19 protein-coding genes, 1 pseudogene and 1 riboswitch are annotated in these 26,822 nt (G+C 67.8%); of the genes and pseudogenes, 11 read left to right on the forward strand and 9 right to left on the reverse strand.

Annotation, left to right across the window (positions count from 1 at the left end; all coding sequences use genetic code 11):
- Positions 1–59 precede the first annotated feature (59 nt).
- Positions 60–1,454 carry a dicarboxylate/amino acid:cation symporter gene (locus GO592_RS00300; protein ID WP_007301761.1) on the reverse strand — a complete coding sequence of 465 codons (1,395 nt, stop codon included), beginning with the start codon at positions 1,452–1,454 and terminating at the stop codon, positions 60–62.
- Between the two features lie 117 nt (positions 1,455–1,571).
- Here GO592_RS00300 and GO592_RS00305 point away from each other — a divergent pair, with 117 nt between their 5' ends.
- Both GO592_RS00305 and GO592_RS00310 read left to right on the forward strand, forming a co-directional pair.
- Positions 1,572–3,020 (forward strand): aspartate ammonia-lyase, encoded by a 1,449-nt coding sequence (locus GO592_RS00305; RefSeq protein ID WP_007301760.1) that lies wholly within the window; start codon positions 1,572–1,574, stop codon positions 3,018–3,020.
- Positions 3,021–3,107: 87 nt separating this feature from the next.
- Positions 3,108–3,947 carry an HpcH/HpaI aldolase/citrate lyase family protein gene (locus tag GO592_RS00310; protein ID WP_007301759.1) on the forward strand — a complete coding sequence of 280 codons (840 nt, stop codon included), beginning with the start codon at positions 3,108–3,110 and terminating at the stop codon, positions 3,945–3,947.
- A 19-nt stretch (positions 3,948–3,966) separates the two neighbouring features.
- Here GO592_RS00310 and GO592_RS00315 read toward each other — a convergent pair whose 3' ends face one another.
- Entirely contained in the window at positions 3,967–4,857 is an 891-nt protein-coding gene (locus GO592_RS00315; RefSeq protein ID WP_007301758.1) for a LysR family transcriptional regulator, read from the reverse strand.
- A gap of 141 nt (positions 4,858–4,998) precedes the next feature.
- On the opposite strand from GO592_RS00315, the pseudogene GO592_RS00320 reads away from it, so the two are divergent.
- The 3 genes and pseudogenes from GO592_RS00320 to GO592_RS00330 all read left to right on the forward strand — a co-directional run bounded on the left by GO592_RS00320 (position 4,999) and on the right by GO592_RS00330 (position 9,255).
- Positions 4,999–6,365 (forward strand): annotated as a pseudogene (locus tag GO592_RS00320) (MFS transporter).
- Positions 6,362–8,077: an acyl-CoA dehydrogenase family protein gene (locus GO592_RS00325; protein WP_007301756.1), complete on the forward strand. Its 1,716-nt coding sequence runs from the start codon at positions 6,362–6,364 to the stop codon at positions 8,075–8,077. Before GO592_RS00320 ends, GO592_RS00325 begins: the two are co-directional and overlap by 4 nt.
- Positions 8,074–9,255, forward strand: coding sequence for a CaiB/BaiF CoA transferase family protein (locus tag GO592_RS00330; protein ID WP_007301755.1), 1,182 nt, complete (start codon positions 8,074–8,076; stop codon positions 9,253–9,255). The genes GO592_RS00325 and GO592_RS00330 overlap by 4 nt, the downstream gene beginning before the upstream one ends.
- A gap of 6 nt (positions 9,256–9,261) precedes the next feature.
- On the opposite strand, the gene GO592_RS00335 is transcribed toward GO592_RS00330, so the two are convergent.
- On the reverse strand, positions 9,262–9,957 hold the full coding sequence (locus tag GO592_RS00335) for a FadR/GntR family transcriptional regulator (RefSeq protein ID WP_007301754.1): 696 nt from the start codon (positions 9,955–9,957) through the stop codon (positions 9,262–9,264).
- Positions 9,958–10,153: 196 nt separating this feature from the next.
- Between GO592_RS00335 and GO592_RS00340 the strand changes: the two genes are divergently transcribed.
- From GO592_RS00340 to GO592_RS00350, 3 genes are all read left to right on the forward strand, one after another.
- Positions 10,154–11,518 (forward strand): SLC13 family permease, encoded by a 1,365-nt coding sequence (locus GO592_RS00340; RefSeq protein ID WP_007301753.1) that lies wholly within the window; start codon positions 10,154–10,156, stop codon positions 11,516–11,518.
- Between the two features lie 169 nt (positions 11,519–11,687).
- Positions 11,688–12,884 carry a CaiB/BaiF CoA transferase family protein gene (locus GO592_RS00345; RefSeq protein WP_007301752.1) on the forward strand — a complete coding sequence of 399 codons (1,197 nt, stop codon included), beginning with the start codon at positions 11,688–11,690 and terminating at the stop codon, positions 12,882–12,884.
- Complete coding sequence (locus GO592_RS00350) at positions 12,884–14,392, forward strand: carboxyl transferase domain-containing protein (RefSeq protein WP_007301751.1); 1,509 nt, start codon at positions 12,884–12,886, stop codon at positions 14,390–14,392. Before GO592_RS00345 ends, GO592_RS00350 begins: the two co-directional genes overlap by 1 nt.
- Before the next feature lie 68 nt (positions 14,393–14,460).
- On the opposite strand, the gene GO592_RS00355 is transcribed toward GO592_RS00350, so the two are convergent.
- From GO592_RS00355 to gcvP, 5 genes are read right to left on the reverse strand one after another with little or no spacing between them, the layout of a single operon-like run.
- Positions 14,461–15,843, reverse strand: coding sequence for an L-serine ammonia-lyase (locus GO592_RS00355; RefSeq protein ID WP_007301750.1), 1,383 nt, complete (start codon positions 15,841–15,843; stop codon positions 14,461–14,463).
- 3 nt (positions 15,844–15,846) lie between these two features.
- On the reverse strand, positions 15,847–17,115 hold the full coding sequence (gene glyA / locus GO592_RS00360; protein ID WP_007301749.1) for a serine hydroxymethyltransferase: 1,269 nt from the start codon (positions 17,113–17,115) through the stop codon (positions 15,847–15,849).
- Positions 17,112–17,516 (reverse strand): glycine cleavage system protein GcvH, encoded by a 405-nt coding sequence (gene gcvH / locus GO592_RS00365; protein WP_007301748.1) that lies wholly within the window; start codon positions 17,514–17,516, stop codon positions 17,112–17,114. The genes glyA and gcvH overlap by 4 nt, the downstream gene beginning before the upstream one ends.
- 36 nt (positions 17,517–17,552) lie before the next feature.
- On the reverse strand, positions 17,553–18,668 hold the full coding sequence (gene gcvT, locus GO592_RS00370; RefSeq protein ID WP_007301747.1) for a glycine cleavage system aminomethyltransferase GcvT: 1,116 nt from the start codon (positions 18,666–18,668) through the stop codon (positions 17,553–17,555).
- Positions 18,665–21,619, reverse strand: a complete 2,955-nt coding sequence (gene gcvP, locus GO592_RS00375) for an aminomethyl-transferring glycine dehydrogenase (RefSeq protein WP_039953135.1) — start codon at positions 21,617–21,619, stop codon at positions 18,665–18,667. Before gcvP ends, gcvT begins: the two co-directional genes overlap by 4 nt.
- A 122-nt stretch (positions 21,620–21,741) precedes the next feature.
- Positions 21,742–21,833, reverse strand: a riboswitch (glycine riboswitch).
- A 284-nt stretch (positions 21,834–22,117) separates the two neighbouring features.
- Between gcvP and lipA the strand changes: the two genes are divergently transcribed.
- From lipA to GO592_RS43980, 3 genes are all read left to right on the forward strand, one after another.
- On the forward strand, positions 22,118–23,065 hold the full coding sequence (gene lipA, locus GO592_RS00380) for a lipoyl synthase (protein ID WP_007301745.1): 948 nt from the start codon (positions 22,118–22,120) through the stop codon (positions 23,063–23,065).
- A 34-nt stretch (positions 23,066–23,099) separates the two neighbouring features.
- On the forward strand, positions 23,100–24,473 hold the full coding sequence (gene lpdA, locus GO592_RS00385; protein ID WP_007301744.1) for a dihydrolipoyl dehydrogenase: 1,374 nt from the start codon (positions 23,100–23,102) through the stop codon (positions 24,471–24,473).
- A gap of 250 nt (positions 24,474–24,723) precedes the next feature.
- A complete protein-coding gene (locus GO592_RS43980; RefSeq protein WP_007301743.1) occupies positions 24,724–25,317 on the forward strand; it encodes a hypothetical protein in 594 nt (197 codons plus the stop codon).
- Between the two features lie 22 nt (positions 25,318–25,339).
- On the opposite strand, the gene GO592_RS00400 is transcribed toward GO592_RS43980, so the two are convergent.
- The gene (locus GO592_RS00400) at positions 25,340–26,695 is read right to left on the reverse strand and encodes an MFS transporter (RefSeq protein WP_005574522.1); all 1,356 of its coding nucleotides are present in this window, start codon (positions 26,693–26,695) and stop codon (positions 25,340–25,342) included.
- Positions 26,696–26,822: the final 127 nt, after the last annotated feature.

Here is a 26,822-nt window from a genome sequence, read left to right on the forward strand (position 1 = left end):
CGCCTTGTCGCGACGATACCGGGCGCGTCTTCGTCGACTGTTCATTGTCCGGGCCCCGACTACCCATCCGCGCTGCGTCGCCCGGCGAGAACCTTGTCGCCGAGTTCGTCGCCAGGCCCGCCCCCGGCCGCAGCCGGCCCGGAGCTGGGCGTTGCCGCAGACCGACCGGCCTTCGCCTCGGCTTTCTCCTCGGACTTGTCGATCACCGACGCGGCGAGGGAGTTTCCGACGACGTTGACCGCGGTGCGGGCCATGTCGGCGATGAAGTCCACCCCCAGCAGGAGCGCAACGGCTTCGGCCGGAAGGCCGATGGTGTTACCTGCGGCGATGAGCACCACGATAGAGGCGGAGGCAACACCGGCCATGCCCTTCGACAAGATGACCAGCACGCCGACCATCAGCAGCAGAGTCGGGATCGAGGTGTCGACGCCGTAGGCGTTGGCGAGGAAGACAAGGGCGACAGCCTGGTAGAGCACGGAGCCGTCGGTGTTGAACGAGTAGCCGAGCGGAACGACGAACGAGGTCGTCGAGCGGCTGACTCCGAGCCCCTCGAGCTTGAGCAGCAGGGGCGCGAGCACTGCCTCGGAGCTGCGGGTGACGAACGCGAGGCCGACCAGATTTCCGATGGCCTTAAGCATGGTGACGTACTCGACGCGGAAGATTGCGGCGATGATCGGAAAGATGACGCCGAGGATGATCGCCATGCCGACGTAGACGACGGCGAGGAAGCCCAGCAGGCTCGACAGGTTCCCGAACCCGTAGTGCGCGACGTCGTAACTGATGAAGCCCAGGACGCCGAGGGGTGCGAGGCGAATGACGTAGCCGACCACCTTGAACATCGCGTTGGCGAGCGAGTCGAGCACGGACGTCATCGGTTTCGACTGCTCACCGATCGCGGCGAGTGCGACGCCGACGAATCCGGCGAACACGATCACTGCCAGCAGGTTCCCCTCCGCGAAGGCGGCGAAGACGTTCTTCGGGACAGCGTGCAGGAGTAGTTCGTGGAAGTCGATGCCCTGCTCGAGGGTCTCGACGGAGGCTTCGTCGGCGCCGGCGACTGGGGCGCCGGAACCGATGTCGAGCAGCTTCGCCAGCGCGACGGCCATCAGAAGGATGATCGTGGTGACGATCTCGAAGTACAGGATCGCCTTGGCGGCCATGCGCCCGACCTTCTTCGCCGAATCCATGCGCGCGATTCCGAGCACGATGAGCGGGAAGACCAAGGGGACGACGATCATCTGAACCAGGTTGAGGAACACGTCGCCGGCCAGTTTGAGTTGCTCGCCGACGGCGGGGGCGAACGTGCCGATGAGTGCGCCGACGCCGACGGCGATCAGTGACTGCACACCGATCGGCAGCTTCCAGAACTTCCACCACTTGCGTGGTGTGCGAGACGTATCGGCGTCCTCGGGTGCTGTCGCCGAGTCGGCAGGGATGGCGGGGGATGTCGTCATTCAACGGCTCCAATATATTGGATGTGGTGTACTGTGCGACAACAGTGATCGACGTCATAGGTCCTGTCAAGTAGAACGGCGAAATAGGTGTTGGTGGAAAAATTGAGCGACAGCGATGTGCGGATCGAGCACGACTCGATCGGAGATCTGGCGGTACCGGCGGCGGCGTACTACGGCGTCCACACCGCCCGGGCGATGGAGAATTTCGCGATCACCGGGTCCACCATCGGTCAGTACCCGGCACTGGTCGCGGCGTTGGCGACGGTGAAACAGGCTGCCTGCCTGGCGAACCGGGACCTGGGCCTCCTCGATGACCGGCGGGCTGATGCGATTGTGGCCGCGTGCACGGAGATTCGTAATGGGGCACTACTCGACCAGTTTCCGATCGATCCGATCCAGGGCGGAGCGGGCACCTCGTCGAACATGAACGTCAACGAGGTCATCGCGAACCGCGCACTCGAGATCCTGGGGTTCGGACGCGGCGCCTACACCGAGCTCGACCCCCTCACTCACGTGAACCTGGGGCAGTCCACCAACGATGTGTATCCGACCGCGATCAAACTCGCGCTGGTCGAGCATCTCCGACTGTTGATCGCCTCGCTCGTTCGGCTCGGGGAGTCATTCGAGCGCAAGTCGATCGAATTCGACGACATCGTCAAAATGGGTCGCACCCAGCTGCAGGACGCGGTACCGATGACCCTGGGGCAGGAGTTCGCCGCCTACTCGATCATGCTGAACGAGGACTGCGCCCGGCTCTCCGAGGGAGCGCTTCTGCTGCTGGAATCGAACCTCGGCGGCACCGCCATCGGTACCGGGATCAACGGTCACCCCGAGTACTCCGCGCTCGCCTGCAACTACCTGCGCGAGCTGACCGATGAACCGGTCGTCCCGGCGGGCAATCTGATCGAGGCAACCCAGGACTGCGGAGCATTCGTGCAGGTCTCCGGCATCCTCAAACGCGTCGCCGTGAAGTTGTCCAAGACGTGCAACGATCTGCGGCTCACCTCCTCCGGGCCGACCGCCGGGCTCGGTGAGATCAATCTGCCTCCGGCCCAGGCGGGTTCGTCGATCATGCCCGGCAAGGTCAACCCGGTCATCCCCGAAATGGTGAACCAGGTCGCGTTCGAGGTGATCGGCAACGATCTGACGGTCACGATGGCCGCCGAGGGCGGGCAACTCCAGCTCAACGCGTTCGAACCCGTCATCGTCTACAGTTTGCTGCGCTCGACGACGCACCTGGCCGCGGCATCGGACGCCCTGGCTGTGAAGTGCGTCGACGGGATCACCGCCAACCGCGACCACCTCGAGCGGGGTGTTCGGCGCTCGATCGGCATCGTCACCGCGCTCTCGCCGTTCATCGGATATGCCGCCAGCGCGGATATCGCCAAGAGGGCCCTGGCGACCGGCGCCTACGTCGGCGACCTCGCCGTCGACGACGGTCTGCTCACCCGCGCGCAGGTCGATGACATCCTGTCCCCCCGGCGACTCGCCGGCCTGCTCACCGCACCCACGGTGGACCGCGAATTCTCCGCACTCGACGATCTCACCGGTGTCGCCGCGCACTGATCGACGCATCACACCCAGCACCTCGAATGCAGGACAGCGCAGTCCTCGCCCGAGTAGAAGTTCACATCGAGAGGAAACGAGAATCGGATGACCCCCACATCGTCGGCACACGCCGCCATTGTCCCCGCGACACATGCGCGCTCCTGGCTGCTGGTCGCTGGCTCACGTCCGGACGAGTTCGCCGCAGCCGCGAACTCGGCGGCAGACGCGGTGATCTTCGACCTCGAGGATGGTGTTGTTCCGTCCTCGAAAACACAAGCCCGCGATGCCGTCAGACAGTTCCTCGCCGGTGGGGGCACCGGGTGGGTGCGCATCAACGACGTCACCACCGCGGACTGGACCGCTGATCTGGACGCGATCCGGGGGCTCCAGGGACTGAGTGGTGTGATGCTCGCCAAGACCGAATCCGCGGACCACATCGATCGCACGGCTGCCGAGCTGCCCCACACCCCGATCCTCGCGCTGGTCGAATCGGCGCGTGGCGTCGAATTCGCCTTCGACATCGCCTCGGCCGACGCTACGACCCGAATTGCCTTCGGCACCGGCGACTTCCGTCGGGACACCGATGCGGGCGCCGAACCCGACGCGCTGGCCTACGCGCGGGGACGGCTCGTCGTTGCCAGTCGGGCGGCCGGCCTCCCCGGTCCCGTCGACGGCCCGTGCCTGACCGGCGAACCCGATCTGTCCGAGGCCTTGGCCGTCACCCGGTCGATGGGCATGACCGGCAAGCTGTGCATGCACGTCGGTCACACAGCGATCGTCAATCGCGAACTGTCCCCGCTACAGAGCGATGTGGCCTGGGCTGCCGAGGTCATCGCACACCTCGGCGCGCAGGGGGAGAACATCGCCGACGGCAGCGATCGCCCGAAGCTCGCGCGTGCCCTTCGGATCACCCACCTGGCCGACGTCTTCTCGGTGTCGGCCTGAGCTTCCCGCTGCGCACCGACTACCCGACATCCCCGATCACGTCGCGCAGTACCCGCGTGACCGTCTGCACTGCGGGCGACGGGTTGGAGTCCTGCCAGGCCATGGCGATGGGGAGGGTGGGGGGGCCGCCGGCGATGGGCAGGTATTCGACGCCGTCCATCGTGAGGTGCGCTGTCGAATCCACCACGACGGCCACGCCGACACCGGCGCCGACCATTGCGAGCAAGCTGTACGGGTCGGGCGCCTCGTGCGCAACGACGGGGGCGAATCCCGCTGCCGCGCACAGGGCGAGCGTGGCGTCGCGGACCACGGAACCGTGTTCGGCGGGGTAGATCACGAACCGTTCGCTCGCCAATTCCTGCGGCACGACGGCGCCCGCGTCGACGAGACGGTGCCCGGCCGGGATCGCGACCATCAGTGCCTCCTCGAGCACGGTGTGGGTGGCGAAGCCCCGCGGGACCGGCAACCCCACGATGCCCATGTCCAGGGTTCCGCGGGTGAGGGCGTCGAGCACCTCACCCGAGTACATCTGCGGGCGTAGATCGAGTTCGATGCCGGGGTAGGCGTCGGCGAGGGAACGGGCGAGAACGGACAGTACCGTGTAGCCGCCGGCACCGCCGAAGCCGACGGTCACGCGGCCGGTCTCCCCGGCGGCCGCCGCCTGCGCGATGCCCCGCACGATCCCGACCTGCGCCTCGATGGTCCGGGCCGGACCCACCAGCGCCTCGCCCGCAGCCGTGAGCCGGACAGAGCGGGTGGTGCGGACGAACAGGTCGGTGCCAAGTTCCCGTTCGAGGGCCCGCACGGTCTGGCTGAGCGGGGATTGCGCCACATGGAGACGCTCGGCGGCCCGGCCGAAATGCAGTTCTTCCGCGACCGCGAGAAAGGCGTGCAGGTGACGGAGTTCCACGACCCCTCCTCGGAACTATGTGTCTGAATCACCTAAACAAGCTGAATTAAGTCTTGGACTCTACACGGAATCCCGGCCATAGTGATGCACACCACCCCTACCTCGGTGTGACGCCCAAGAGCACGAAAGTCAGGGAGAACCGTGAACCCGAATCCCGGCCGCGACGCGGCACCACCCGAATACAGACCCGGCAGGCCCGCAAGGCCGGTGTCACCGCGTTCGTCGGCACCACCATCGAGTGGTTCGACTTCTACATCTATGGCACCGCCTCCGCACTCGTGCTGGGCCGGCTGTTCTTCCCCGACGCCTCGCCCGCGGTGGGCACCCTCGCCGCCTTCGCGACGTTCGCGATCGGCTTCGTGGCCCGCCCGCTCGGCGGGATCGTGTTCGGTCACTTCGGCGACAAGTTCGGCCGCAAGAACGCCGTGATCATCACGCTGATCCTGATGGGGATCGGAACGGTCGGCGTCGGCTGTCTCCCCACCTACTCGCAGATCGGAATCTGGGCGCCGATCCTCCTCGTCGCGCTCCGCGTGGTCCAGGGCATCGCGATGGGCGGTGAGTGGGGTGGCGCCGTGCTCATCGCCACCGAATTCGCGCCACCGAACAAGAAGGTGCTGTACGGCGCATTCGCGCAACAGGGATCGCCAGTCGGTAATCTGCTCGCGACCCTGGCGTTCCTGGCACTGACATTGTTGTCGGACAGCGTGTTCGAGTCCTGGGGCTGGCGTCTGCCGTTCCTCGCGTCCGCCGCGCTCGTCGTCGTCGCGCTGTACATCAGGCTGCGGATCTCGGAGACACCGGAGATGAAGAAGGCCGTCGTCGCCCAGGAGCGCACCCGGATGCCACTCGTGGAGGTGCTGCGCTCGCACCCGGCCGAACTCGTCCTCGGCGTCGGTGCCGTGGTTGCGGGTGTCGCCATCACCTACGTGAAGACGACGTTCGCACTCGCCTGGGCCACCGCCGACCTCGGATTCGACCGCGGGGACTTCCTGCTCGTCATCACCGTCGCGTTGGTCGCGCAGGTACTCGTGCAGCCGTTCGGCGCCGTGCTGGCCACGAAAATCGATCCGTCGCGGGCGATCCGGTGGATGCTGCTGCCCGAACTCGTGTTGCTGCCGTTGATGTTCCTCCTCGTCCAGACCGGGTCGGTGCCCCTGGCCATGCTCGGCATGGTGCTGGCCACCGCACCGCACGCGATGTACTACGCCGCGCTCGCCGGCATCCTCGCCCAGGTCTTCCCGACCAACGTCCGCTACACCGGGATCTCGCTGTCGTATCAGCTGTCGACGGCGATCTTCGCCGGAACAGCTCCGATGCTCTGCCAGTTCCTGCTCACCCACACCGACTCGATCTGGCCGGTCGTCGCCCTCGGACTCGGCTACGTCGTGCTCTCGCTCGCCCGCATGACCCTGCTGCTCCGCCGCGGGAAAGCCCGGTCGGGCGGGACCGCCGCCGAGTCCCGTCCCGAACAGTCCTCGACCCGGAAAGATGTTGCTCACTCATGAATTTCGCTCACTCCGATCCCGCCCTGCGCGCCGTCGTCGCCCGGTGGGCCGCACCGTCCGACCGCGACAAGCTGAACACCTTGCTCGACCGTCTGGGCGCCGACGCCGGCGGGCGACTCGACGCCCTCGCCGCCACCGCCGACAAGAATCCGCCGGTGCTGCAGCAGTTCGACCGTGACGGCGAACGCATCGACCGGATCGCGTACCACCCCTCCTACCAGGAACTGTGCCGAGCCGCATACAGCGAATACGGACTGTCGGCACTGTCGCATCGCGGCGGCCTGCACGGCTGGGACGACGTCCCGCCGCACCTGGTGAAGTACCTCGCGTCGTACGTCTTCGTGCAGGCCGAGTTCGGGTTGGCGTGCCCGGTGTCGATGACGGATGCCGCCGCCCGCACGCTGCGCATGTTCGGTGACCCGGACGTGTTCGGACCGTGGATCGACGCACTGACGTCGACGGACCCCGACGGCGCGATGACCGGCGCGATGTTCATGACCGAACCGCAGGCCGGCACCGACATCGCCCGCACGGAGACCCGGGCCGAGCGTGACGGCGACGCGTGGCGGCTGACCGGGAAGAAGTGGTTCGCGTCCAATCCCGACGCCGACGTCATCGTGACCCTGGCCCGGTTCCCCGGCGGCGACGACCAGTCCACCCGTGGCGTCGGAATGTTCATGGTGCCCAAGGCTCTGGCGAACGGCGAGCGCAACAGCTACACGATCGACAGACTGAAGGACAAGCTCGGCACCCGCTCGATGCCCAGCGGCGAGGTGTCGCTGACCGGTGCGTACGCCCTTCAGGTGGGCGAACTCGACCGCGGGTTCCGGCAGATGGCCGAAATGGTGAACACGTCGCGGCTGTCGAACGCGATGCGGTCGAGCGCGCTGATGCGACGAGCCGTGCGCGACGCCGTCGACCACACCCGGGAGCGGGTCGTGTTCGGCAAGGCCCTGTTCGACCAGCCCCTGATGCGCGCAACCCTGCTGCCGCTCGCGCTCGACGCCGAGGCGGCGCTCGCCCTGGTGGCGTACAGCGCGCAGTGCCTGCAGGCGGCGGACGCCGGTGACGACTCCGCACGTGCCCTGATCCGGGTCCTCACCCCGCTCGCGAAGCATTACATCTGCAAACGGGCGCGCGTGGTCACCGGCGAGGCCATGGAGGTGCGGGGCGGCAACGGCTACATCGAGGAATGGGCCCACGCCCGCCTGGTCCGCGACGCCCACCTGGGGTCGATCTGGGAAGGCTCGAGCAACGTCATCGCCCTGGATGTGCTGCGGTGCATGCGCAAGCTGGATGCGCATCACCGGCTGGCGGACACGATGCGCGGCGTCCTCGCCGGACTCGGACCCGACTGCGGCCCCGGCGCCGACGTTCTCCGCCGACGCTGGGACGACCTGGTCGCGGAAGGCGACCTGCTGGTCGCCGGAGACGACGACACCGCGCAGGCCGGGTGCGCGCGCTACGCGAACGAACTGGCCCGAGCGGCGATGGCCACCCTGCTCTACGACCTCGCCGACTTCGCGATCACCGCGGGCAGCGGCTACCGGTCGCTGCTCGTCGCCAACGCCTACCTGTCCGGCGACACCGGGCACCTCCCTGGGGCGGCCCTCGACCACCTCGCGGCCGTCGTCGACGGTACCGACGTCACCGCGGATGCCGCGCAGGCCGCCGCACCCCGATCCGACTCTGCGACAGGAGTTCTCCTGTGACCACGACCCACACCGGACCGGCGCCCCTCGCGGGGGTGCGGGTGCTGGACCTCTCCAAGATCCTCGCCGGACCGTACGCCACCATGTCGCTCGCGGACCTCGGCGCCGACGTCACGAAGGTCGAACACCCCGACGGCGGCGACCCGACACGGTCGTGGGGTCCGCCGTTCGTCGGCCCCGACGCCACGTACTACCTCGCGATCAACCGGGGCAAGAAGTCGGTGACCGTCGACCTCAAATCGGAAGAGGGACAGGACGTCATCCACCGCATCCTGGAGGAGACCGACGTCGTCGTCGAGAACTTCAAGCCCGGCAGCGGATTGCAGCGGATCTTCGACTACCGGACGCTGTCCGAGCGGTACCCGCATCTGGTCGTGCTGCACATCTCCGCGTTCGGGGAGGACGGTCCGCTGCGCGACGAACCGGGCTACGACATGATCGCGCAGGCCGCGGGCGGACTGATGTCGCTGACCGGTGAGCCGGGTGGGGCGCCGATGAAGGCCGGATTCGCGATGGGGGATCTGGGGGCGGCGCTCTTCGGTCTGATCGGCGTGCTCGCTGCCCTCGTGGAGCGGTCGCGGACCGGCCGAGGGCAGTACGTGACGACGTCTCTGTTCGAGTGCCAGCTCGCCCTGCACGTGAACTGGGCGACCAACTATTTCGCGACCGGCGAGCGTCCCGGCGCGCTGGGCTCCGGTCACCCGAATCTCGCTCCGTATCAAGCTTTTCCCGCGAGCGACGGATACTTCGTGGTCGCGGTGGGCAACGACAGCCAGTGGGGGAGCCTGTGCTCGGCGATCGCACGCGAAGACCTGACGACAGACCCGCGATTCGAGCGCAACCGTGACCGCGTCGCGAATCGCGGCGATCTCGAGCGGGAATTGTCGACGGCTTTCGCGTCGGGCACCGTGGAGCACTGGTGCGACACACTCGCCGCGCACGCCGTGCCCGTGTCACCGATCCGGCACCTCGACGAGATCTACGCCGACCCGCACACTGCGGCACTCGGGATGATCGGCACGGTCGACCACCCGACGCTGGGCAACCTGCAGCAGATCGCGTTCCCGGTCAGTTTCGCCGGCGAGCGCCCGCATCTGACGTCCGCGCCGCCGGTACTCGGCGCCGACACCGACGAGATCCTCGGTGCCCACCGGCCGCAGTCGGTGGTCGGCGGGTAGACCCGGTTATCCGCCCTCGCGCAGCAGCGCGACGTCGGACACCATCCGGATGTGATCGGCCATCGCACGGGAAGCGCCCGCGGAGTCCTGGTCTCGAATCGCCGTCGCAATGCGGCGGTGCCCTTCGAGCGAGGCCCGCGGGCGTTCTGCTTGGGAGAGGGATTCGATCCGGGTCTCCCGGATCAGCCCGGAAATCTCGTGCATCAGCTTGGCCAGCAGTGACGAGTGCGCCGCGACGGTGATGGCCTCGTGGAACTGCTCGTCGCCGACGACGCCGCGATCGCCCGCGGCGATCTCGGCTTCCATCGTCGCGAGGGCGGAATCGATCTCCGCCATCTCCGCGTCGGTCCGGCGCTCGGCGGCGAGCCCGGCAAGTTTGACCTCGAGTGCCTCGCGCGCCTCGATCACCTCGGGGAGACGGTCGGCGTGTTCGCGCAGCGCCTTGACGGCTCGTTCCTCGATGGGGCGGCGGACGAGCACGGCACCGTCCCCGTGCCGCACCGACACCACACCCTGCACCTCGAGGGCGACGAGCGCCTGACTCAGGGAAGCGCGACTCACGCCCAGTTGAGCGGCGAGTTCACGCTCGGCGGGGAGGCGGTCGCCCGGCGTCATCTCGTGGTCGGCGATATGTGCGCAGAGCTGTTCGACGATCACCTCGTACAGCCGCGGTCGTGCTACCGGACGCAGTTGCTCAGCCACTGGGCCACCCACTCTCCATTCCACTGAAACTACTCCACGGTATCTCGCACAGGCATGTAACCGCACCCACAGTTCCTATTGACAGTGATTCACGACACTGCTTTTATGAAGTGGCTAGGCCAATCTGCCACTGAGTCAATTTGCTCGCCGGCGGCGGTCGAGACCAGATGCCACTGCCACAGAACCGGAGACTTTCATGTCGACCGAGCTGATCCCCATACTTGCGCTCGCTGTCATGTTCCTGGCGGCGACCGTGCTGCCCGTGAACATGGGCGCTCTCGGCTTCGTTGCCGCCTTCTTCGTCGGAACCCTGTCGCTGCACATGAGCAGCGACGACATCATTGCCGGATTCCCCAGCAGCCTGTTCCTGACGCTGGTCGGCATCACCTACCTCTTCGCGATCGCCCAGAACAACGGTACCGTCGACCTCATGGTCCGCGGGGCGGTCCGGCTGGTCCGCGGGCGTGTCGCGCTGATCCCCTGGGTGATGTTCGGGATCACGGCGGTACTCACCGCGATCGGCGCGCTCGGCCCCGCCGCCGTCGCGATCGTCGCGCCGATCGCTCTCGGCTTCGCCGCCCGCTACAAGATCAACGCTCTCCTGATGGGCATGATGGTCGTCCACGGGGCGCAGGCAGGCGGGTTCTCGCCGATCAGCATCTACGGCGTCACGGTCAACGACATCGCGTCCAAGGCGGGATTGACCAACAGCCCGCTCACTCTGTTCCTCGGAAGCCTCCTGTTCAACGCCGCTATCGGGGTACTGCTGTTCGTCTTCCTGGGCGGACGGGACCTGATCGGGCGCAGCGTGCACGACGACGCCGCCGAGGGCACGGGAGGAAGCGGCGCCGGTGGTTCGGGCGGAGGAGTGCCCGCGACCGGAGGCGACTCGGGATCGGGAGGGGCCACCGCGACCAAGGTGCGCCCGACGGCGACCCTCGCGGGCGCACCCGCACGCTCCGGAGTCACATTCGATCAGGCCCTCACGCTGGTCGGTCTCGCCGCGCTCGCCGTGTTCTCGCTGATCCTCGACCTGGACGTGGGATTCATCTCGATGACGGTGGCCGTCGTCCTGGCGCTCGCCTCGCCGAAGGCGCAGAAGGGTGCGATCGCTCAGATCAGCTGGTCGACCGTTCTGCTCATCGGCGGCGTGCTCACCTTCGTGGGGGTCCTGCAGGAGGCGGGCACCGTCGAGTACGTCGGAAACGCGGTCGCGAGCCTGGGGATGCCTCTCCTCGTCGCCCTTCTGCTCTGCTACATCGGGGCCATCGTCTCCGCATTCGCGTCGTCCACGGCGATTCTGGGAGCGACCATTCCGCTCGCCGTCCCGTTCCTCCTCGCCGGCGAGGTGGGCGCGGTGGGTGTCATCGTCGCGCTCGCCATCTCCTCGACCATCGTGGACGTCAGCCCGTTCTCGACCAACGGAGCGCTGGTCCTCGCGAACGCACAGAATGTCGATCGAGACCGCTTCTACAAGCAGATCCTGAAGTACAGCGCCCTCGTCGTCGCCATCGGGCCACTCGTGGCCTGGGCGATTCTCGTGGTGCCCGGCTGGCTCTGACGCCCGGCGGGGAGGCGACCCGGCCTGCCTCCCCCGCGTCATTGCGTCGATTTTTCTCCTCTTGACATCGGTCGGATCAGATGTTCCATTTAATTGGCTAGTCCACTAGGTCACTGCACCAACAGTCCAGCTCTCGCGGCTCTCGCCAGGAAGTAACGGGTGGTTTCACATGTCCACGAACACGATGGAGCGCACAGGTCCGCTGCAAGGAGTGGTCGTCGTCGATCTGACCCGCGCACTTGCGGGCCCCCACGCGGCGATGATGCTCGGCGACCTCGGCGCCGACGTCATCAAGATCGAGACCCCGCACGGCGGCGACGACACCCGCGGATGGGGGCCGCCCTTCGTGGAGCCGGCGGACGCCGAGCGGGAATCGACGTACTTCCTGTCCGCAAATCGAAACAAGAAGTCGATCACCCTCGACCTCAAGGCCGAAGACGGACGGGCCACCCTCGAATCCCTCGTCCGGCGCGCCGACGTCCTCATGGAGAACTTCCGCACCGGCGTCCTCGACCGGCTGGGATTCACCACCGAACGGCTCGCGGACCTGAACCCGCGCCTGGTCGTCCTGTCCATCAGCGGATTCGGTCACGACGGACCCGAAGGCGGACGCGCGGGGTACGACCAGATCGCGCAAGGCGAGGCCGGGCTGATGTCGCTGACCGGCCCCAATCCCGACGACGTCCAGCGCGTCGGAGTGCCCATCGCGGACCTGCTCGCCGGCATGTACGGGGCGTTCGGCGTCGTCGCCGCCCTGCAGGAACGTGAGCGCACCGGACGGGGCCGCGTCGTGCGAACGTCGTTGCTGGCCAGCGTCGTCGGCGTGCACGCCTTCCAGGGGACGAAGTGGACCATCGCCGGCGAGGTCGGCGAGGCGCAGGGCAACCACCATCCCTCGATCTCGCCCTACGGGCTGTTCCGCACCGCCGACGGCGCCGTCCAGATCTCCGTCGGCAGCGAAGGACTGTGGAAGCGGTTCTGCGCGGGCTTCCACCTCGATCCGGACACCCCCGGAATGGCCACGAATCCCGAACGCGTCGAGAACCACAAGCAGGTCCTGGAACTGGTCGAGGATGCGTTCGGCGCGTACACCAGCGACGAACTTCTCATCGAACTCGACCGCATCGGGGTGCCCGCCGGACGCGTCCGGACGATCTCCGAAGTCTACGAATGGGAGCAGACCAAGTCGCAGGGACTGCTCGTCGACGTCGACCACCACACACTCGGCAACATCACGCTGCCCGGCCCGCCCCTGCGGTTCTTCGAACCGGACGGCACCGAGGTGACCGAGACCCGGCACACCGCACCGCCGGTGCTCGGCGCGGACAACGACACCGTGTTGTCGTGGCTGAAAGAGTGCAGCTGATGGCTCGCCTGACAGCTCCCGAACTGCTCGACCTCGTGGTCGACGCCAGCACCTGGGAATCGTGGGACACGCCTCCGATCCAGGTCGCGGCGGACTCCGAGTACGCCGACGAACTTCTTCGCGCACAGGAGAAGACCGGCCTCGACGAGGCGGTGCTGACCGGGGTGGCCACCATCCGCGGCCGCCGAACGGCAATCCTCGTCTGCGAATTCGGCTTTCTGGGCGGCTCCATCGGCGTTGCCGCAGGCGAGCGTCTGGTCGCCGGGATCCGGCGCGCCACTCACGAACGCCTTCCGCTGCTCGCCCTGCCCACGTCCGGGGGCACGCGAATGCAGGAGGGGACGACCGCGTTCCTGCAGATGGTCAAGATCACGGCGGCGGTGATCAAGCACAAGGAGGCGCACCTGCCGTATCTCGTCTACCTGCGCAGCCCCACGACCGGCGGTGTCTTCGCATCCTGGGGGTCGCTGGGGCACGTCACCATCGCGGAACCGGGAGCGCTCGTCGGCTTCCTCGGACCGCGCGTGTTCGAGGCCCTGTACGAGTCGCCGTTCCCGGCGGGCGTCCAGACCGCCGAGAACCTCCACGCGCACGGACTCATCGACGCGGTGCGGCCGCCGGACCAACTCGCCGAGATCGTCGACCGCGCGCTGCGCATCATCACCTCCGGCCGTGGTGGCCGGCCGTCACTCGCGGACGCCCCCGTCCACGAGAGTCTTCCGGACGTCCCCGCCTGGGATTCGGTGGTCGCCTCGCGCCGCGAGGACCGGCCGGGTGTGCGTGAGGTGATGTTCCACTCCGCGTCGGATGTTCTTCAGCTCAACGGAACCGGTCAGGGTGAGGTCGATCCGGGTTTGATCCTCGCTCTCGTCCGGTTCGGTGACATGCCGTGCGTCCTACTCGGACAGGACCGTCGAGGGCAGACCACGCGGTCGCCGCTCGGCCCGGGCGCGCTGCGGGAGGCCCGCCGGGGAATGCGGCTGGCGGCGGAACTGAACCTGCCGTTGGTGACGGTCATCGACACCGCGGGCGCGGCATTGTCGAAGGAGGCGGAGGAAGGCGGTCTTGCCGGTGAGATCGCGCGTTGCATCGCCGACATGGTCTCGCTCGACGTCCCCACCATTTCCCTGCTGCTCGGGCAGGGCACCGGCGGCGGCGCGCTCGCGTTGATCCCGGCCGATCGGGTGCTCGCGGCCCAGCACGGCTGGCTGTCGCCCCTGCCACCCGAAGGTGCGAGCGCGATCCTGCACCACGACATCGCGCACGCGCCGGACATGGCCGCCCGCCAGGGAATCCGGTCGTCCGATCTCCTTGCGAGCGGCATCGTGGACGAGGTGATCCCCGAATTCCCCGATGCTGCAGAAGAATCTGCGGCGTTCTGCACCCGGGTGGGTGCGGTGCTCCACCGCGAACTGTCGCTTCTCGATGCGGCAGACACCACCCAGCGACTCTCCGACCGTGCGGAGCGATTCGACCGGATCGGTCTGTTGCAGCCCGCACATGCGTGATCGCGGTGCCGGGGATCCCGATCGGATCCCCGGCACCGCGTCCATTCACTGGTCCTCGAGGACTTACGTCAGCATTCGACGAGATTCACCGACACATTCACCGCGAGACCCCCGGTGGACGTCTCCTTGTACTTCGAGCTCATGTCGGCACCGGTGGCCCGCATCGTATCGATCACCTGATCCAGACTGACTCGGTGCGTGCCGTCGCCGCGCAGCGCCATCCGGGCGGCGTTGATCGCCTTGCCCGCCGAGATGGCGTTGCGCTCGATGCACGGAATCTGCACCAGGCCGCCGATGGGATCACACGTGAGACCGAGACTGTGTTCCATCGCGATCTCCGCCGAGTTCTCCACCTGCTCTGGGCTGCCGCCGAGGATCTCCGCGAGCCCGGCGGCGGCCATGGACGCCGCGGAACCCACTTCGCCCTGACAGCCCACCTCGGCCCCGGAGATCGAGGCCCGTTCCTTGTACAGGGATCCGATTGCGCCGGCCGCCAACAGGAATCGCACCGTCGTGCCGTCCGGGTCGGCCTTCCCGGCGGGGGTGTAGTGCAGCGCGTAGTGCAACACCGCCGGGATGATGCCGGCCGCCCCGTTGGTGGGGGCGGTGACGATCCGTCCACCGGACGCGTTCTCCTCGTTGACGGCGAGCGCCACCAGGTTCACCCAGTCCTCGGCGAACGCGGGATCACGACCGGGATCCTCCACGTTCAGCCGCTCGTACCAGCCGCGGGCGCGTCGGCGCACCCGCAGGCTTCCGGGCAGATACCCGTCCCGGCCGATGCCGCGTCGCTGACACTCGACCATCACGTCACGGATGTGCAGGAGCCGCGCCCGGACCTCCGGCTCGGGCCGGAGGGCGCGTTCGTGTTCGAGCATGACCTCGCTGATCGTGAGACCGTAGTGCTCGCTGAGGGCGAGCAGTTCACGCGCGGACCCGAACGACAGCGAATTCGCGCCGGCGGCGACGGACACCTCCGGTTCGGTGTCGGTGACGACGAATCCGCCGCCGATCGAATAGTACGTCTGCGCGTGCAGTTCACGACCGGTGACGCTAGTCGCGGTGAGGGTCATGCCGTTGGGGTGAAAGTCCCGAACCGTCAACGGGTGCAACACCATCTCGTCCTCGGCGAGCGGGATGTCGACCGTCCCGCCGAGGCGGATCCGCCGACTCGCCCGCACCGACTCCAGCCGCGTCTCCATCTCCTCGGTGGCGATGGTCTCCGGCCGGTACCCCTCGAAGCCGAGGAGGATCGCCGACATCGTGCCGTGGCCGGCGCCGGTGGCCGCGAGCGATCCATACAGATCGACACGGACACCGGCGACGTCCCCGAGAACGCCGCGTGTGTCGAGGTCGTCGACGAACGTGCCCGCCGCCCGCATCGGCCCGACGGTATGCGAACTCGACGGTCCGATACCGACAGAGAACAGGTCGAACACACTGATCGTCACGACTTACAGACCCGGGTAGAGGGGGTACTTGTCGGCCAGTGCCTGGACTTCGGCGGCGAGTCTTGTCGTGTCGGCGCCATCCGCTGCGGTGAGTGCCTGGGCGATCAGGTCGGCGACCGACACGAAGTCGTCCCGGCCGAAGCCGCGGGCGGCGAGTGCCGGTGTGCCGATGCGCAGGCCGGACGTCACCATCGGCGGCCGTGGATCGAACGGGACGGCGTTGCGGTTGACGGTGATTCCGATCGCGTCGAGGCGGTCCTCGGCCTGCTGCCCGTCGATGGCGGCATCCCGCAGGTCGACGAGGACGAGGTGCACGTCCGTGCCGCCGGTGAGGACGCTGATTCCGGCTTCCTTGACGTCGGGTCGGCTGAGCCGTTCGGCGAGAACCTTCGCACCGTCCAGGCAGCGTTCCTGGCGCTCCGCGAATTCGGGTTCGGCCGCCATCTTGAATGCCGTTGCCTTGCCCGCGATCACGTGCTCCAATGGGCCGCCCTGCTGGCCGGGGAACACCGCGGAGTTGATCTTCTTCGCGATGGCCGCGTCGTTGGTCAGGATGATGCCGCCGCGGGGTCCGCCGAGGGTCTTGTGCGTCGTCGACGTGACGACGTGCGCGTGCGGGACGGGAGACGGGTGGAACCCGGTGGCGACCAGGCCCGCGAAGTGGGCCATGTCGACCATCAGGTACGCGCCGACCTCGTCGGCGATCTCCCGGAAGCGGGCGAAGTCCAGGTGCCGGGGGTAGGCCGACCAGCCGGCGATGATCAGTTGCGGGCGGTGCTCGCGCGCCGCCTTCGCCACCTCGTCCATGTCGATGCGGTAGTCCTGCTCGGACACCCCGTACGCGGCGACGTTGTAGAGCTTGCCGGAGAAGTTCAGGCGCATGCCGTGCGTGAGGTGGCCGCCGTCGGCGAGCGAGAGACCGAGGATCGTGTCGCCCGGTTTGATCAGGGCATGCATCACCGACGCGTTCGCGGTGGCGCCGGAATGCGGTTGCACGTTGGCGTATTCGGCGGCGAACAGCGACTTGACGCGGTCGATCGCGAGCTGCTCGATCGTGTCGACGTGCTCGCAGCCGCCGTAGTAGCGCCGGCCCGGGTACCCCTCGGCGTACTTGTTGGTCAGCACGGAACCCTGCGCCTGCATCACCGAAAGCGGTGCGTGGTTCTCCGACGCGATCATCTCGAGGCCGGTGCGCTGACGCTCGAGTTCCTTGCCGATGAGTGCGGCGACATCGGGATCGAAATCGGCGAGATCGCGGTTGAGGACGCTCATGCCTGCACTCCGTTCTTCTCCGCGTACTCTGCGGCGGTGAGGAGCTCGCCGGTGGCGGACGGCTGGACGGCGAACAGCCAGCCCTCCCCGTACGGGTCCGAGGTGACCAGGCCGGGGTCGTCGACGGCGGCGGTGTTGATCAGGGTGACCCGGCCGCTCACCGGCGGATACAGCTCGGACACGGTCTTGGTCGACTCGACCTCGCCGCACGATTCGCCGGCGACGATGGTCGCACCGACCTCCGGCAGGTCGACGAAGACGAGTTCGCCGAGCGAGTTGACGGCGACCGAGGTGATGCCGACGCGGACCGGCTCGTCGGGGAGCGTGGCGCCCGGCTCGATCAGGACCCACTCGTGGTCGTCGGTGTAGCTGCGGTCGTCAGGGAAGGCGTGCGAAGACATGTGTGACCCTTCGGGGCTGAAGTGGGTGGGAACGGCTCAGGAGCGGCGGTAGAACGGCGACGGAGTGACCACGAACGGCTCCTTCTTGCCGCGGATGTCCACGGTGAGTTCGGTGCAGGGTTCGCGGAACGCGACGTCCACGAACGCGAGCGCGATCGGATGCCCGAGCGTCGGAGACAACGCCCCGGACGTGATGGTGCCGACCGCCGACTCGCCGGCCGCGTCCAACACGGTGTACTCGGCGCGGGCCGCCCGGCGCCCGCTTCCGGCGAGGCCGACGAGCACCCGCCGCGGGACCTGCTCCGACAACGTCTGCAGGGCATCGCGGCCGACGAAGTCCTTGTTCAGCCGGACCACCTTGCCGAGCCCGGCCTCGTACGGATTCGTGCCGAGGGTCAGTTCGTGGCCGTACAGGGCCATTCCGGCCTCGAGGCGGAGGGTGTCGCGGCACGCGAGGCCGGCGGGGACGCCGCCGCGGGCGGTGGTGGCGTCGAGCAGTGCGCGCCACAACTGCACGGACAGTTCGTTCGGCACGTACAGCTCGAACCCGTCCTCCCCGGTGTACCCGGTGCGGGCGAGGAGGACGTCGATGCCGGCGACCACCGCGCGCGTGACCGCGTAGTACTTCAACTCCGCCACCGTCTCGACCTGCTCGGTGGGAACGAGGGACTGCACGACGTCGTGGGCGGCCGGTCCCTGCACCGCGATCAGCGCGGTCTCCGAGGACTGATCGTCGACGTTCGCGGAGAAGCCCTCGACGCGCGCCGCCAGTTCGCGGTACACCGTCGGCGCGTTGGCCGCGTTGGCGACCACGAGGAAATGCTCGTTGGCGAGACGGTAGACGACCAGATCGTCGATGACCCCGCCGTCCGCGTTGCACAGGAGGGAGTACTTGGCCCGGCCGACGCCGATCTTCGAGAGTTCGCCGGCCAAAGCGTAATCCAAGACAGCTCCGGACTCGGGCCCGGTGACCGCGATCTCGCCCATGTGCGAGAGGTCGAACAGTCCGGCGGTCTTGCGGACGGCGTGGTGCTCGGCGAGTTCGCTGTCGTACTTCAGCGGCATCTGCCAGCCCGCGAAGTCGGTGAAATGGGCTCCCAGCGCGCCGTGCTCGCCGAGCAGCGGGGACGCGGGCGTCGTGGTGAGGGTCATGCGAAGGCCTCCTCGGGGGTCTCGGCGATGGCCGATGCGTCGATGTCGGTGGGGTTCTCGAAGGCCTCGGGCGCGGGGCACGAGCAGACGAGGTTGCGGTCGCCGTGGACGCCGTCGATGCGACGCACCGGGGGCCAGTACTTGGCGGCGCGAAGCGGCGCGACGGGGTAGGCGGCCAGGTGGCGCGGGTAGGGCAGATTCCACTCGTCCGCGGTCACCTGTTCGGCGGTGTGCGGGGCCTGACGCAGCGGGCTGCGCTCGAGCGGCCACACACCGTCACCGATCAGGTCGATCTCGCGGCGGATCGAAATCATCGCCTCGATGAAGCGGTCGAGTTCGGCCAGATCCTCGGACTCGGTCGGTTCCACCATCAGCGTGCCGTTGACGGGGAACGACAGGGTGGGCGCGTGGAAGCCGTAGTCGATCAATCGCTTTGCCACGTCCTCGGCGGTGACGCCGGTCGCCTTGGTGACTGGCCGGAGGTCGAGGATGCACTCGTGTGCCACCAGACCGGACGGTCCCGTGTACAGGACGGGGAAGTGCTGATCCAGTGACCTGGCGACGTAATTGGCTGCGAGCACCGCGGTCTTGGTCGCCTCCGTCAGCCCGTCGGGTCCCATGAGTGCGATGTACGCCCAGGTGATGGGCAGGATGCCGGCCGATCCGTAGTTGGCGGCCGACACCGGGGTGCCGAGCTGATCGCCGCCCAGCGGGTTGCCGGGCAGGAACGGCGCCAGGTGCGTGCGCACCGCGACCGGCCCGACGCCGGGGCCGCCGCCGCCGTGTGGGATGCAGAACGTCTTGTGCAGATTCAGGTGTGAGACGTCGCCGCCGAACTTGCCGGGCTGGGCCAGACCGACGAGAGCGTTGAGGTTCGCGCCGTCGACGTACACCTGGCCGCCGGCCTCGTGAACCAGATCGCAGACCGTCCGCACGTCGTTCTCGTACACGCCGTGCGTGGACGGGTAGGTCAACATGATCGCGGCCACCGCGCCCTCGTGCGCCGCGATCTTTGCGCGCAGGTCGCCCAAGTCGATGTTGCCGTTCTCCGCGGTCGCGACGACGACGACCTTCATGCCCGCGAGAACCGCGGATGCGGCGTTCGTGCCATGCGCGGACTGGGGGATGAGGCAGACGTTGCGTCCGAAGTCGCCGCGGGATTCGTGATAGCCGTGGATCGCGAGCAGCCCGGCCAGCTCGCCCTGGGCTCCTGCGTTGGGCTGCAATGACACCCGGTCGTAGCCGGTGATCTCGCCGAGCCAGCGCTCCAGGTCGGCGACGAGCTCGAGGTAGCCAGCCGTCTGTGCGACCGGGGCGTACGGGTGGATGGACGCGAAGCCGGGCCAGCTGATGGGTTCCATCTCGACAGCGGAGTTGAGTTTCATCGTGCACGATCCGAGCGGGATCATGGTGCGGTCGAGGGCGAGGTCCTTGTCGGACAGCGTGCGCAGGAAGCGGAGCATCGCGGTTTCCGAGCGGTGCTCGTGGAACACGGGGTGCTGCAGGTAATTCGACGTCCTGGCGAGTGCCGACGGCAGTTCGGGCACCGCGACGGTCGTCGGCTGCGCACCGAACACGGCGACCACCCGCCGGACGATGTCGTCGGTGGTGCACTCGTCGCAGGCGATCGCGACGTGATCGGCGTCGACGAGACGGAGGTTGATGCCGTCCCGATCGGCCGACTCCACGATCGCCCCGGCGCCCGCCGGGACCCGCACGAGAACCGTGTCGAAGAAGCTGTCGTGCACGATCGTGTGACCGGCGGCGCGCAGGCTTCCGGCGATGGTCATCGCGTGGGCGTGCACCCGGTTCGCGATGGCGCGCAACCCTTCCGGCCCGTGGTAGGCGGCGTACATCGCGGCGACGTTGGCGAGCAGCGCCTGCGCCGTGCAGATGTTGCTGGTCGCCTTGTCACGCCGGATGTGCTGTTCGCGGGTCTGCAGTGCCAGCCGGTAGGCCGTCCTCCCGTCGACGTCGACGGACACCCCGACGAGGCGGCCGGGCAGCATGCGCTCGAGTCCGCCGCGCACGGCCATGTAGCCGGCGTGCGGTCCGCCGAAGAACAGCGGCACACCGAATCGCTGCGCCGACCCGACGGCGATGTCGGCGCCCTGCTCGCCGGGCGGCGTCAGGATCGTCAGCGTCAGCAGGTCCGCCGCGACGGTGGTCAGCGCGCCGCGCGCCTTCGCCGCGGCGATCATCGGAGCGAGGTCGCGCACCGCGCCGCTCGCACCGGGCGCCTGGAAGACCACCCCGAACATGTCACCGTCCGGCAGTTCACCGGACAGTTCCGCGACCACCACCTCGATGCCCACCGCCTTCGCTCGTCCCCGGACGACGGCCAGTGTCTGCGGCAGGCAGTCCGCGTCGAGGACGACGCGGTTGGTGGCGGACTTCGACTTGTTCGCGCGCCGCATCAGCAGCACCGCCTCCATCACGGCGGTCGCCTCGTCGAGCAGCGACGCGCCGGCCAGGGGAAGGGCGGTGAGATCCTCGATGACGGTCTGGAACGTCAGCAGCGCCTCCAGCCGGCCCTGGGAGATCTCCGGCTGGTACGGGGTGTAGGCGGTGTACCAGGCGGGGGACTCGAGCATGTTCCGCCGCAACACCGCGGGCGTGATGGTGTCGGAGTATCCGAGGCCGATCATCTGGACGCGGGTCTCGTTGCGCTCCGACAGTGCCCGCAGGTCGGCGAGCACCTGCTGCTCGGACCTCGCCGCGGGCAGATTCAAGGGCTGTGAACTGCGGATCTGCGCCGGCACCGCGCTGTCGATCAGGTTCGCGAGGGCGTCGTAACCGAGGGCGTCGAGCATCCGCCGCGACGAGGAGGCATCGGGACCGATGTGGCGGGACGGAAAGTCGCTGGTGAGAGGCGCGCCCTGGGTGGCGGTGCGGGGTTCTGCTGGCACGAGGTGACTCCGGTTTCGTTGAGTCCGGACCGCACCGGACATCGACAAGGGGGCACCTCCCCGCTCTGTCCTGAAACCTGAGAGTTTGGGCGCACCGCATCTGCGGCGTGCTCTTCACCTTCGGTAAGTTCCGGCCATACGGCCGATTCTTTCTCCAGAGTTGCCTCTGCGCTGCGGTACTGGGGCCTGAGAGATTCCCGGGGAGGAAGTTGCTCCTACGGCGCCTCCGAGACGGAGGTTCTCCCGCTGCGCGTCAACGGCGTCTTCAGTTGTGATTGGCCAAACAGTACACAGACGCCGCGGGTTTGTCTCCTCGGACCGACGGTCTTGCCAAAAGTCCTCGTCGTTTGGCATCCTCGATGCATCTTCGCTCGGACGTGACCGCACACGCCGGACGATGAGAGCCCAGATGCCCGCAGCCGCAACGGTTGTCGATGTGTGCTCGCTCTCCCCAATCACATGCCCTGGTTCCGCGCTGTCCACCGCGCGGGTCCGACGACGCATACCGACCGGTTTCGACCGGTCCTAGGAGTTCCCCACATGACTGCGCCTGAGCCACCCCACGTCGCTGCGGATGGCCGCCGACTGCTCCGCCTCGAAGTCCGCAACGCTCAGACCCCGGTCGAACGCAAACCGTCGTGGATGAAGGTGCAGATGCGGACGGGCCCCGAATACCGGGACCTCGCTGCCCTCGTCGACCGTGAGAACCTGCACACCGTGTGTCAAGAAGCGGGATGTCCCAACATCTTCGAATGCTGGGAGGACCGTGAGGCGACGTTCCTCATCGGCGGAAGCCAGTGCACCCGGCGGTGCGACTTCTGCCAGATCGACACAGGCCGCCCCGCCGCACTCGATCGGGGCGAACCCAGGAGGGTCGCGGAGTCGGTGCAGACCATGGGCCTGCGGTACGCCACCGTCACCGGCGTGGCCCGTGACGATCTGCCGGACGGCGGCGCCTGGCTGTACGCCGAGACGGTCCGGCAGATTCACGAACTGTGCCCGGGCACCGGCGTCGAACTGCTGATCCCCGATTTCAATGCCGACGCCGCGCAACTACGCGAGGTGTTCGACACCCGCCCGGAAGTACTCGCGCACAATGTGGAGACCGTTCCCCGGATCTTCCGTCGTATCCGGCCCGCCTTCACGTACGAGCGGTCCCTCGAGGTGATCACGCGGGCTCGGGAGGACGGCCTGATCACCAAGTCGAACCTGATCCTCGGGATGGGGGAGACCACCGACGAGGTGATCCAGGCCCTCCGGGACCTGCACACCGCCGGCTGCCAGTTGATCACCATCACGCAGTATCTCCGGCCGTCGGCCCGGCATCACCCGGTGGCGCGGTGGGCGACGCCGGACGAGTTCGTCATGCTCGACGGGATCGCCCGCGAGATCGGATTCCTCGGCGTCCTGTCCGGTCCGCTCGTGCGCTCCTCCTACCAGGCCGGCCGCCTCCACGCAGAGGCCGTAGCCGCGACCGCAATTCACTGAACCCCATTCTCTTCCGTTCCAGCAAGGAGTTCCCATGTCCCACCGATCTGCAGATGTCGTCGTCCTCGGCGGCGGTTCCGGCGGCTACGCGGCCGCCATCCGCTCGGCCGAACTGGGCCGTTCGGTCATTCTCGTCGAAGAGAACGAACTCGGCGGCACGTGCCTGCATCAGGGCTGCATTCCGACCAAGGCGCTGCTGCACTCCGCCGAGGTCGCCGACAGTGCCCGCACGGCCTCGCAGTTCGGCGTCGACGTCACGTTCGACGGTGTCGACCTCGAGAAGGTGCTGAGCTACCAGAACACGATCGTCACCCGCCTGCACAAGGGACTGCAGGGCCTCGTCGACTCGTACGGCGTCACCGTCGTCAACGGCCGCGGACGGTTGGTCGGACCCAACGGAGTGGAGGTCGACGACGAGTTGATCACGGGCGGCGCCGTCGTCCTGGCAACGGGGTCGTCGCCGAAAACGCTGCCCGGCATCGGCATCGGTGGCCGGGTCGTCACCAGCGACCAGGCGCTCGTGTTGCCGTCGGTCCCGAAGAAGGCGATCATTCTCGGCGGCGGCGTCATCGGCGTCGAATTCGCCAGTGTCTGGGCGTCGTTCGGTGCGTCGGTGACGATCGTCGAGGCGATGCCTCGGCTGGTGCCGAACGAGGACGAGACGATCTCCAAGTACCTCGAGCGGGCGTTCCGTCGCCGCAAGATCACCGCGAAGACAGGTGTGCGGGTGACGGAGGTGACGCAGGACGCGGATGCAGTGTCGGTCACCCTCGGCTCCGGCGACATCTTCGACGCCGACGTCCTGCTGGTCGCGGTGGGGCGCGGACCCAACACCGCGTCCATGGGGTACGAGGAGACCGGAGTGATGCTCGACAAGGGCTTCGTGGTGACCAGTGATCGACTGCGCACCACGGTGCCGAACGTCTTCGCGGTCGGCGACATCGTCCCCGGGCTCCAGCTGGCCCACCGCGGGTTCCAACAGGGCATCTTCGTGGCCGAGGAAATCGCCGGGCTCCGTCCGGACGTCATCGACGAGACCGGCATCCCTCGTGTCACCTACTCCCACCCCGAGGTCGCGTCCGTCGGGTTGACCGAGACCGCGGCCCGGGAGAAGTTCGGCGAGAACGTCGAGACCGTCACCTACGACCTCGCCGGCAACGGCAAGAGCCAGATCCTGAAGACGTCGGGGGCGGTCAAACTCGTGGTGGCGCCGACCGGGGTCGTGGTCGGCGTGCACATGGTCGGCGACCGAGTCGGTGAGCTGATCGGTGAGGCGCAGCTGCTCTACAACTTCGAGGTCGACGCCGCGCAGGCGGCGAAGTTCGTGCACGCCCACCCCACCCAGGGCGAGGCGCTCGGTGAGGCGCTGATGGCAGTGGCCGGCAAACCACTCCACGTCCACGGCTGACCCCCATGTGAGTGGCAAAGTGTGCTGGCGCACGCTTTGCCACTCACATGGGTTTTCCGGTATGCGAACGCGCACTGGTGTTTTCCGCCCGGGAGTGCGAGTTAACACACCGGAACGGTGAAGGCATGCTTTCGTAATATGTCTGCGGAACAGTACGTCCCGAGCGCTGATCGCGCAGACGAACATCGGAGCGAAACCGGGAACCACGCCGGCCGAACTCGCTGCGGTCCTGGCGATCTGCGGCGCCGCGATGGTGCACCTCGTGTCGCTGGCCGTGTTCGTGGGGCTGCTCGGCACCTGGCTGATCAGCGTGATTCCCGCCGACATCGTGACCGTCACCCGTTCCTACATCCTTCCCTCGGTCTTGGGGGGCGGTCCTCATGCAGGCGATCGTGTCGATGAAGCAGCCCCGGGCCACCGTGGTCGCGCTGCCGCTGCGGCCACGACACGCACGTCGCCACCCTGCTCACCGTCGCCGAACTGCGAGGCCGCCGCATCCGGGGCGCCGAAGCCGCTGATCGAGGAGCTGTACACGTTCCCGCGCAACTACAACGATCCCGATGCCACCGCAGAACTCGTCGCCGGACTCCAGAAGGTGCTGGGCGAGAACAACGTCGAGCTGTCGTCTCCGATGATGGGTTCGGAGGACTTCGGTCTGCTGGCCGAGGTGATCGGCGTGCCGTCGGTGTTCTGGATGTTCGGTGGCCACACCGCGGAGACCCTCGAGAGCGGAAAGCCTGTGCCGGTGAACCACTCACCGTTCTTCGCGCCCGTCGCGGAGCCCACCCTGTCCACCGGCGTCCAGGCGGCGATGACGGCGATCCTGTCGAAGGTCGGGCTCTAGGCCCACGGGTGGCGGAGCCGCCTCAGTGGGTAGGCAACGGTGCGTCTGCGGTGGCGTCCCCGGTGTCTACTCCGGTCTTCTCGAATCGCAGTCGTGACACGGCAAGTCCGGCGAGGACGAAGGACGCGGCGACCAGGATGTACAGCTGGGTGGGCGACCAGTCGCGGTCGAGGAGGGCGCCCGCGACGATCGGGGACGCGATGGCGCCGACGCGGCCGATGCCGATGCCCCAGCCGACGCCGGTGGCCCGAACGGCCGGCGAGTAGACCGACGGCGTGATCGCGTACAACCCGGCGATGCAGCCGTTGGCGAAGACGCCGATCAGGGCGCCGAGCCCGAACGCGATGACGATGGACGCGGTGGCGGGCACGAAAACGACGAGCAGTACGCCCGCGATCGCCATGTAGGCGATGAGCACACGCTTCAGCGCGAAACGTGCGGACAGCGCCCCGAGCAGGGTGGCGCCGAAGATGCCGCCGAGGTTGAGGAGCACTCCGCCGGTGACGCCCTGGTTCGCGGACATGCCCGCCTCGACCAGCAGTTTCGGGGTCCAGCTGGTGACGAAGTAGAAGCCGAACATCGCCATGAAGAACGCGAACCACACCAGGAGTGTGCTGCGGCGGCGCTGCGGGGACAGCAGGACGCGCATCGCGAATCCGGCGTCGGCGGTGGCGGCGGCACGCGGTGCGGGCAGCTCGTCGAGTCGCGGCTGACCGACCCGCTGGGCGAAGGCGTTGATCCGGTCGAGGGCGTTGGCCGGTCGCCGGACGAGCAGGAAGTCGATCGATTCGGGGAGCCGGGCGTAGACGACGGGGATGATCGCCGCCGTGCACAGTCCACCGAACAGGAACACCGAACGCCAGCCGAGTGAGTTCTGCAGGACGACGGCGATGATTCCGCCGAGGGTGGCGCCGACGGCGTAACCGGTGGAATTGAGACTCACCGCGAGCCCGCGCCAGCGGTTCGACGCGTACTCACTGGCGATGACGTTGCTGCTGGCGAGGATTCCGCCGATGCCGACGCCGGTGAGGGCGCGGAGCAGGCCGAGTTGCATCGCGTTCTGGCTGACCGCCGACAGCAGCATGCCCGTCGACGCGAGTGCCAGGCACAGCAGGATCATGGCGCGGCGGCCGATGGTGTCAGCCCACGGTGCCAGGAACAGCGATCCCGCGGCCATGCCGAACAGTCCGGCGCTGAGCAGGAGGCCGACGACGGAGCCGGACAGATCCCACTCCTGCGACACCGACTGTGCGGTGAACGCCATGACGAGGACGTCGAAGCCGTCGAGCACGTTGAGTAGACCGCAGATGGCGATGGCGCCCCATTGGTAGCGCGTCATCGGGCTGCTGTCGATGCGTTCGCGTAGGTCGAATTGCATGCTCGGAACCTGCTCTTCCTCGGAGGTGGGCTGTGATATGGCTCACGACTCACCTACCGTGGCGGAGAGGTCACTCGTTTCCAACTTCGCTTCCGAATGTCGGAATGCAGAAGTGGCGGTGGGATGC

The organism is Rhodococcus sp. 21391 (assembly GCF_016772255.1).
Taxonomy (GTDB): Bacteria; Actinomycetota; Actinomycetes; order Mycobacteriales; family Mycobacteriaceae; genus Rhodococcus_F; species Rhodococcus_F opacus.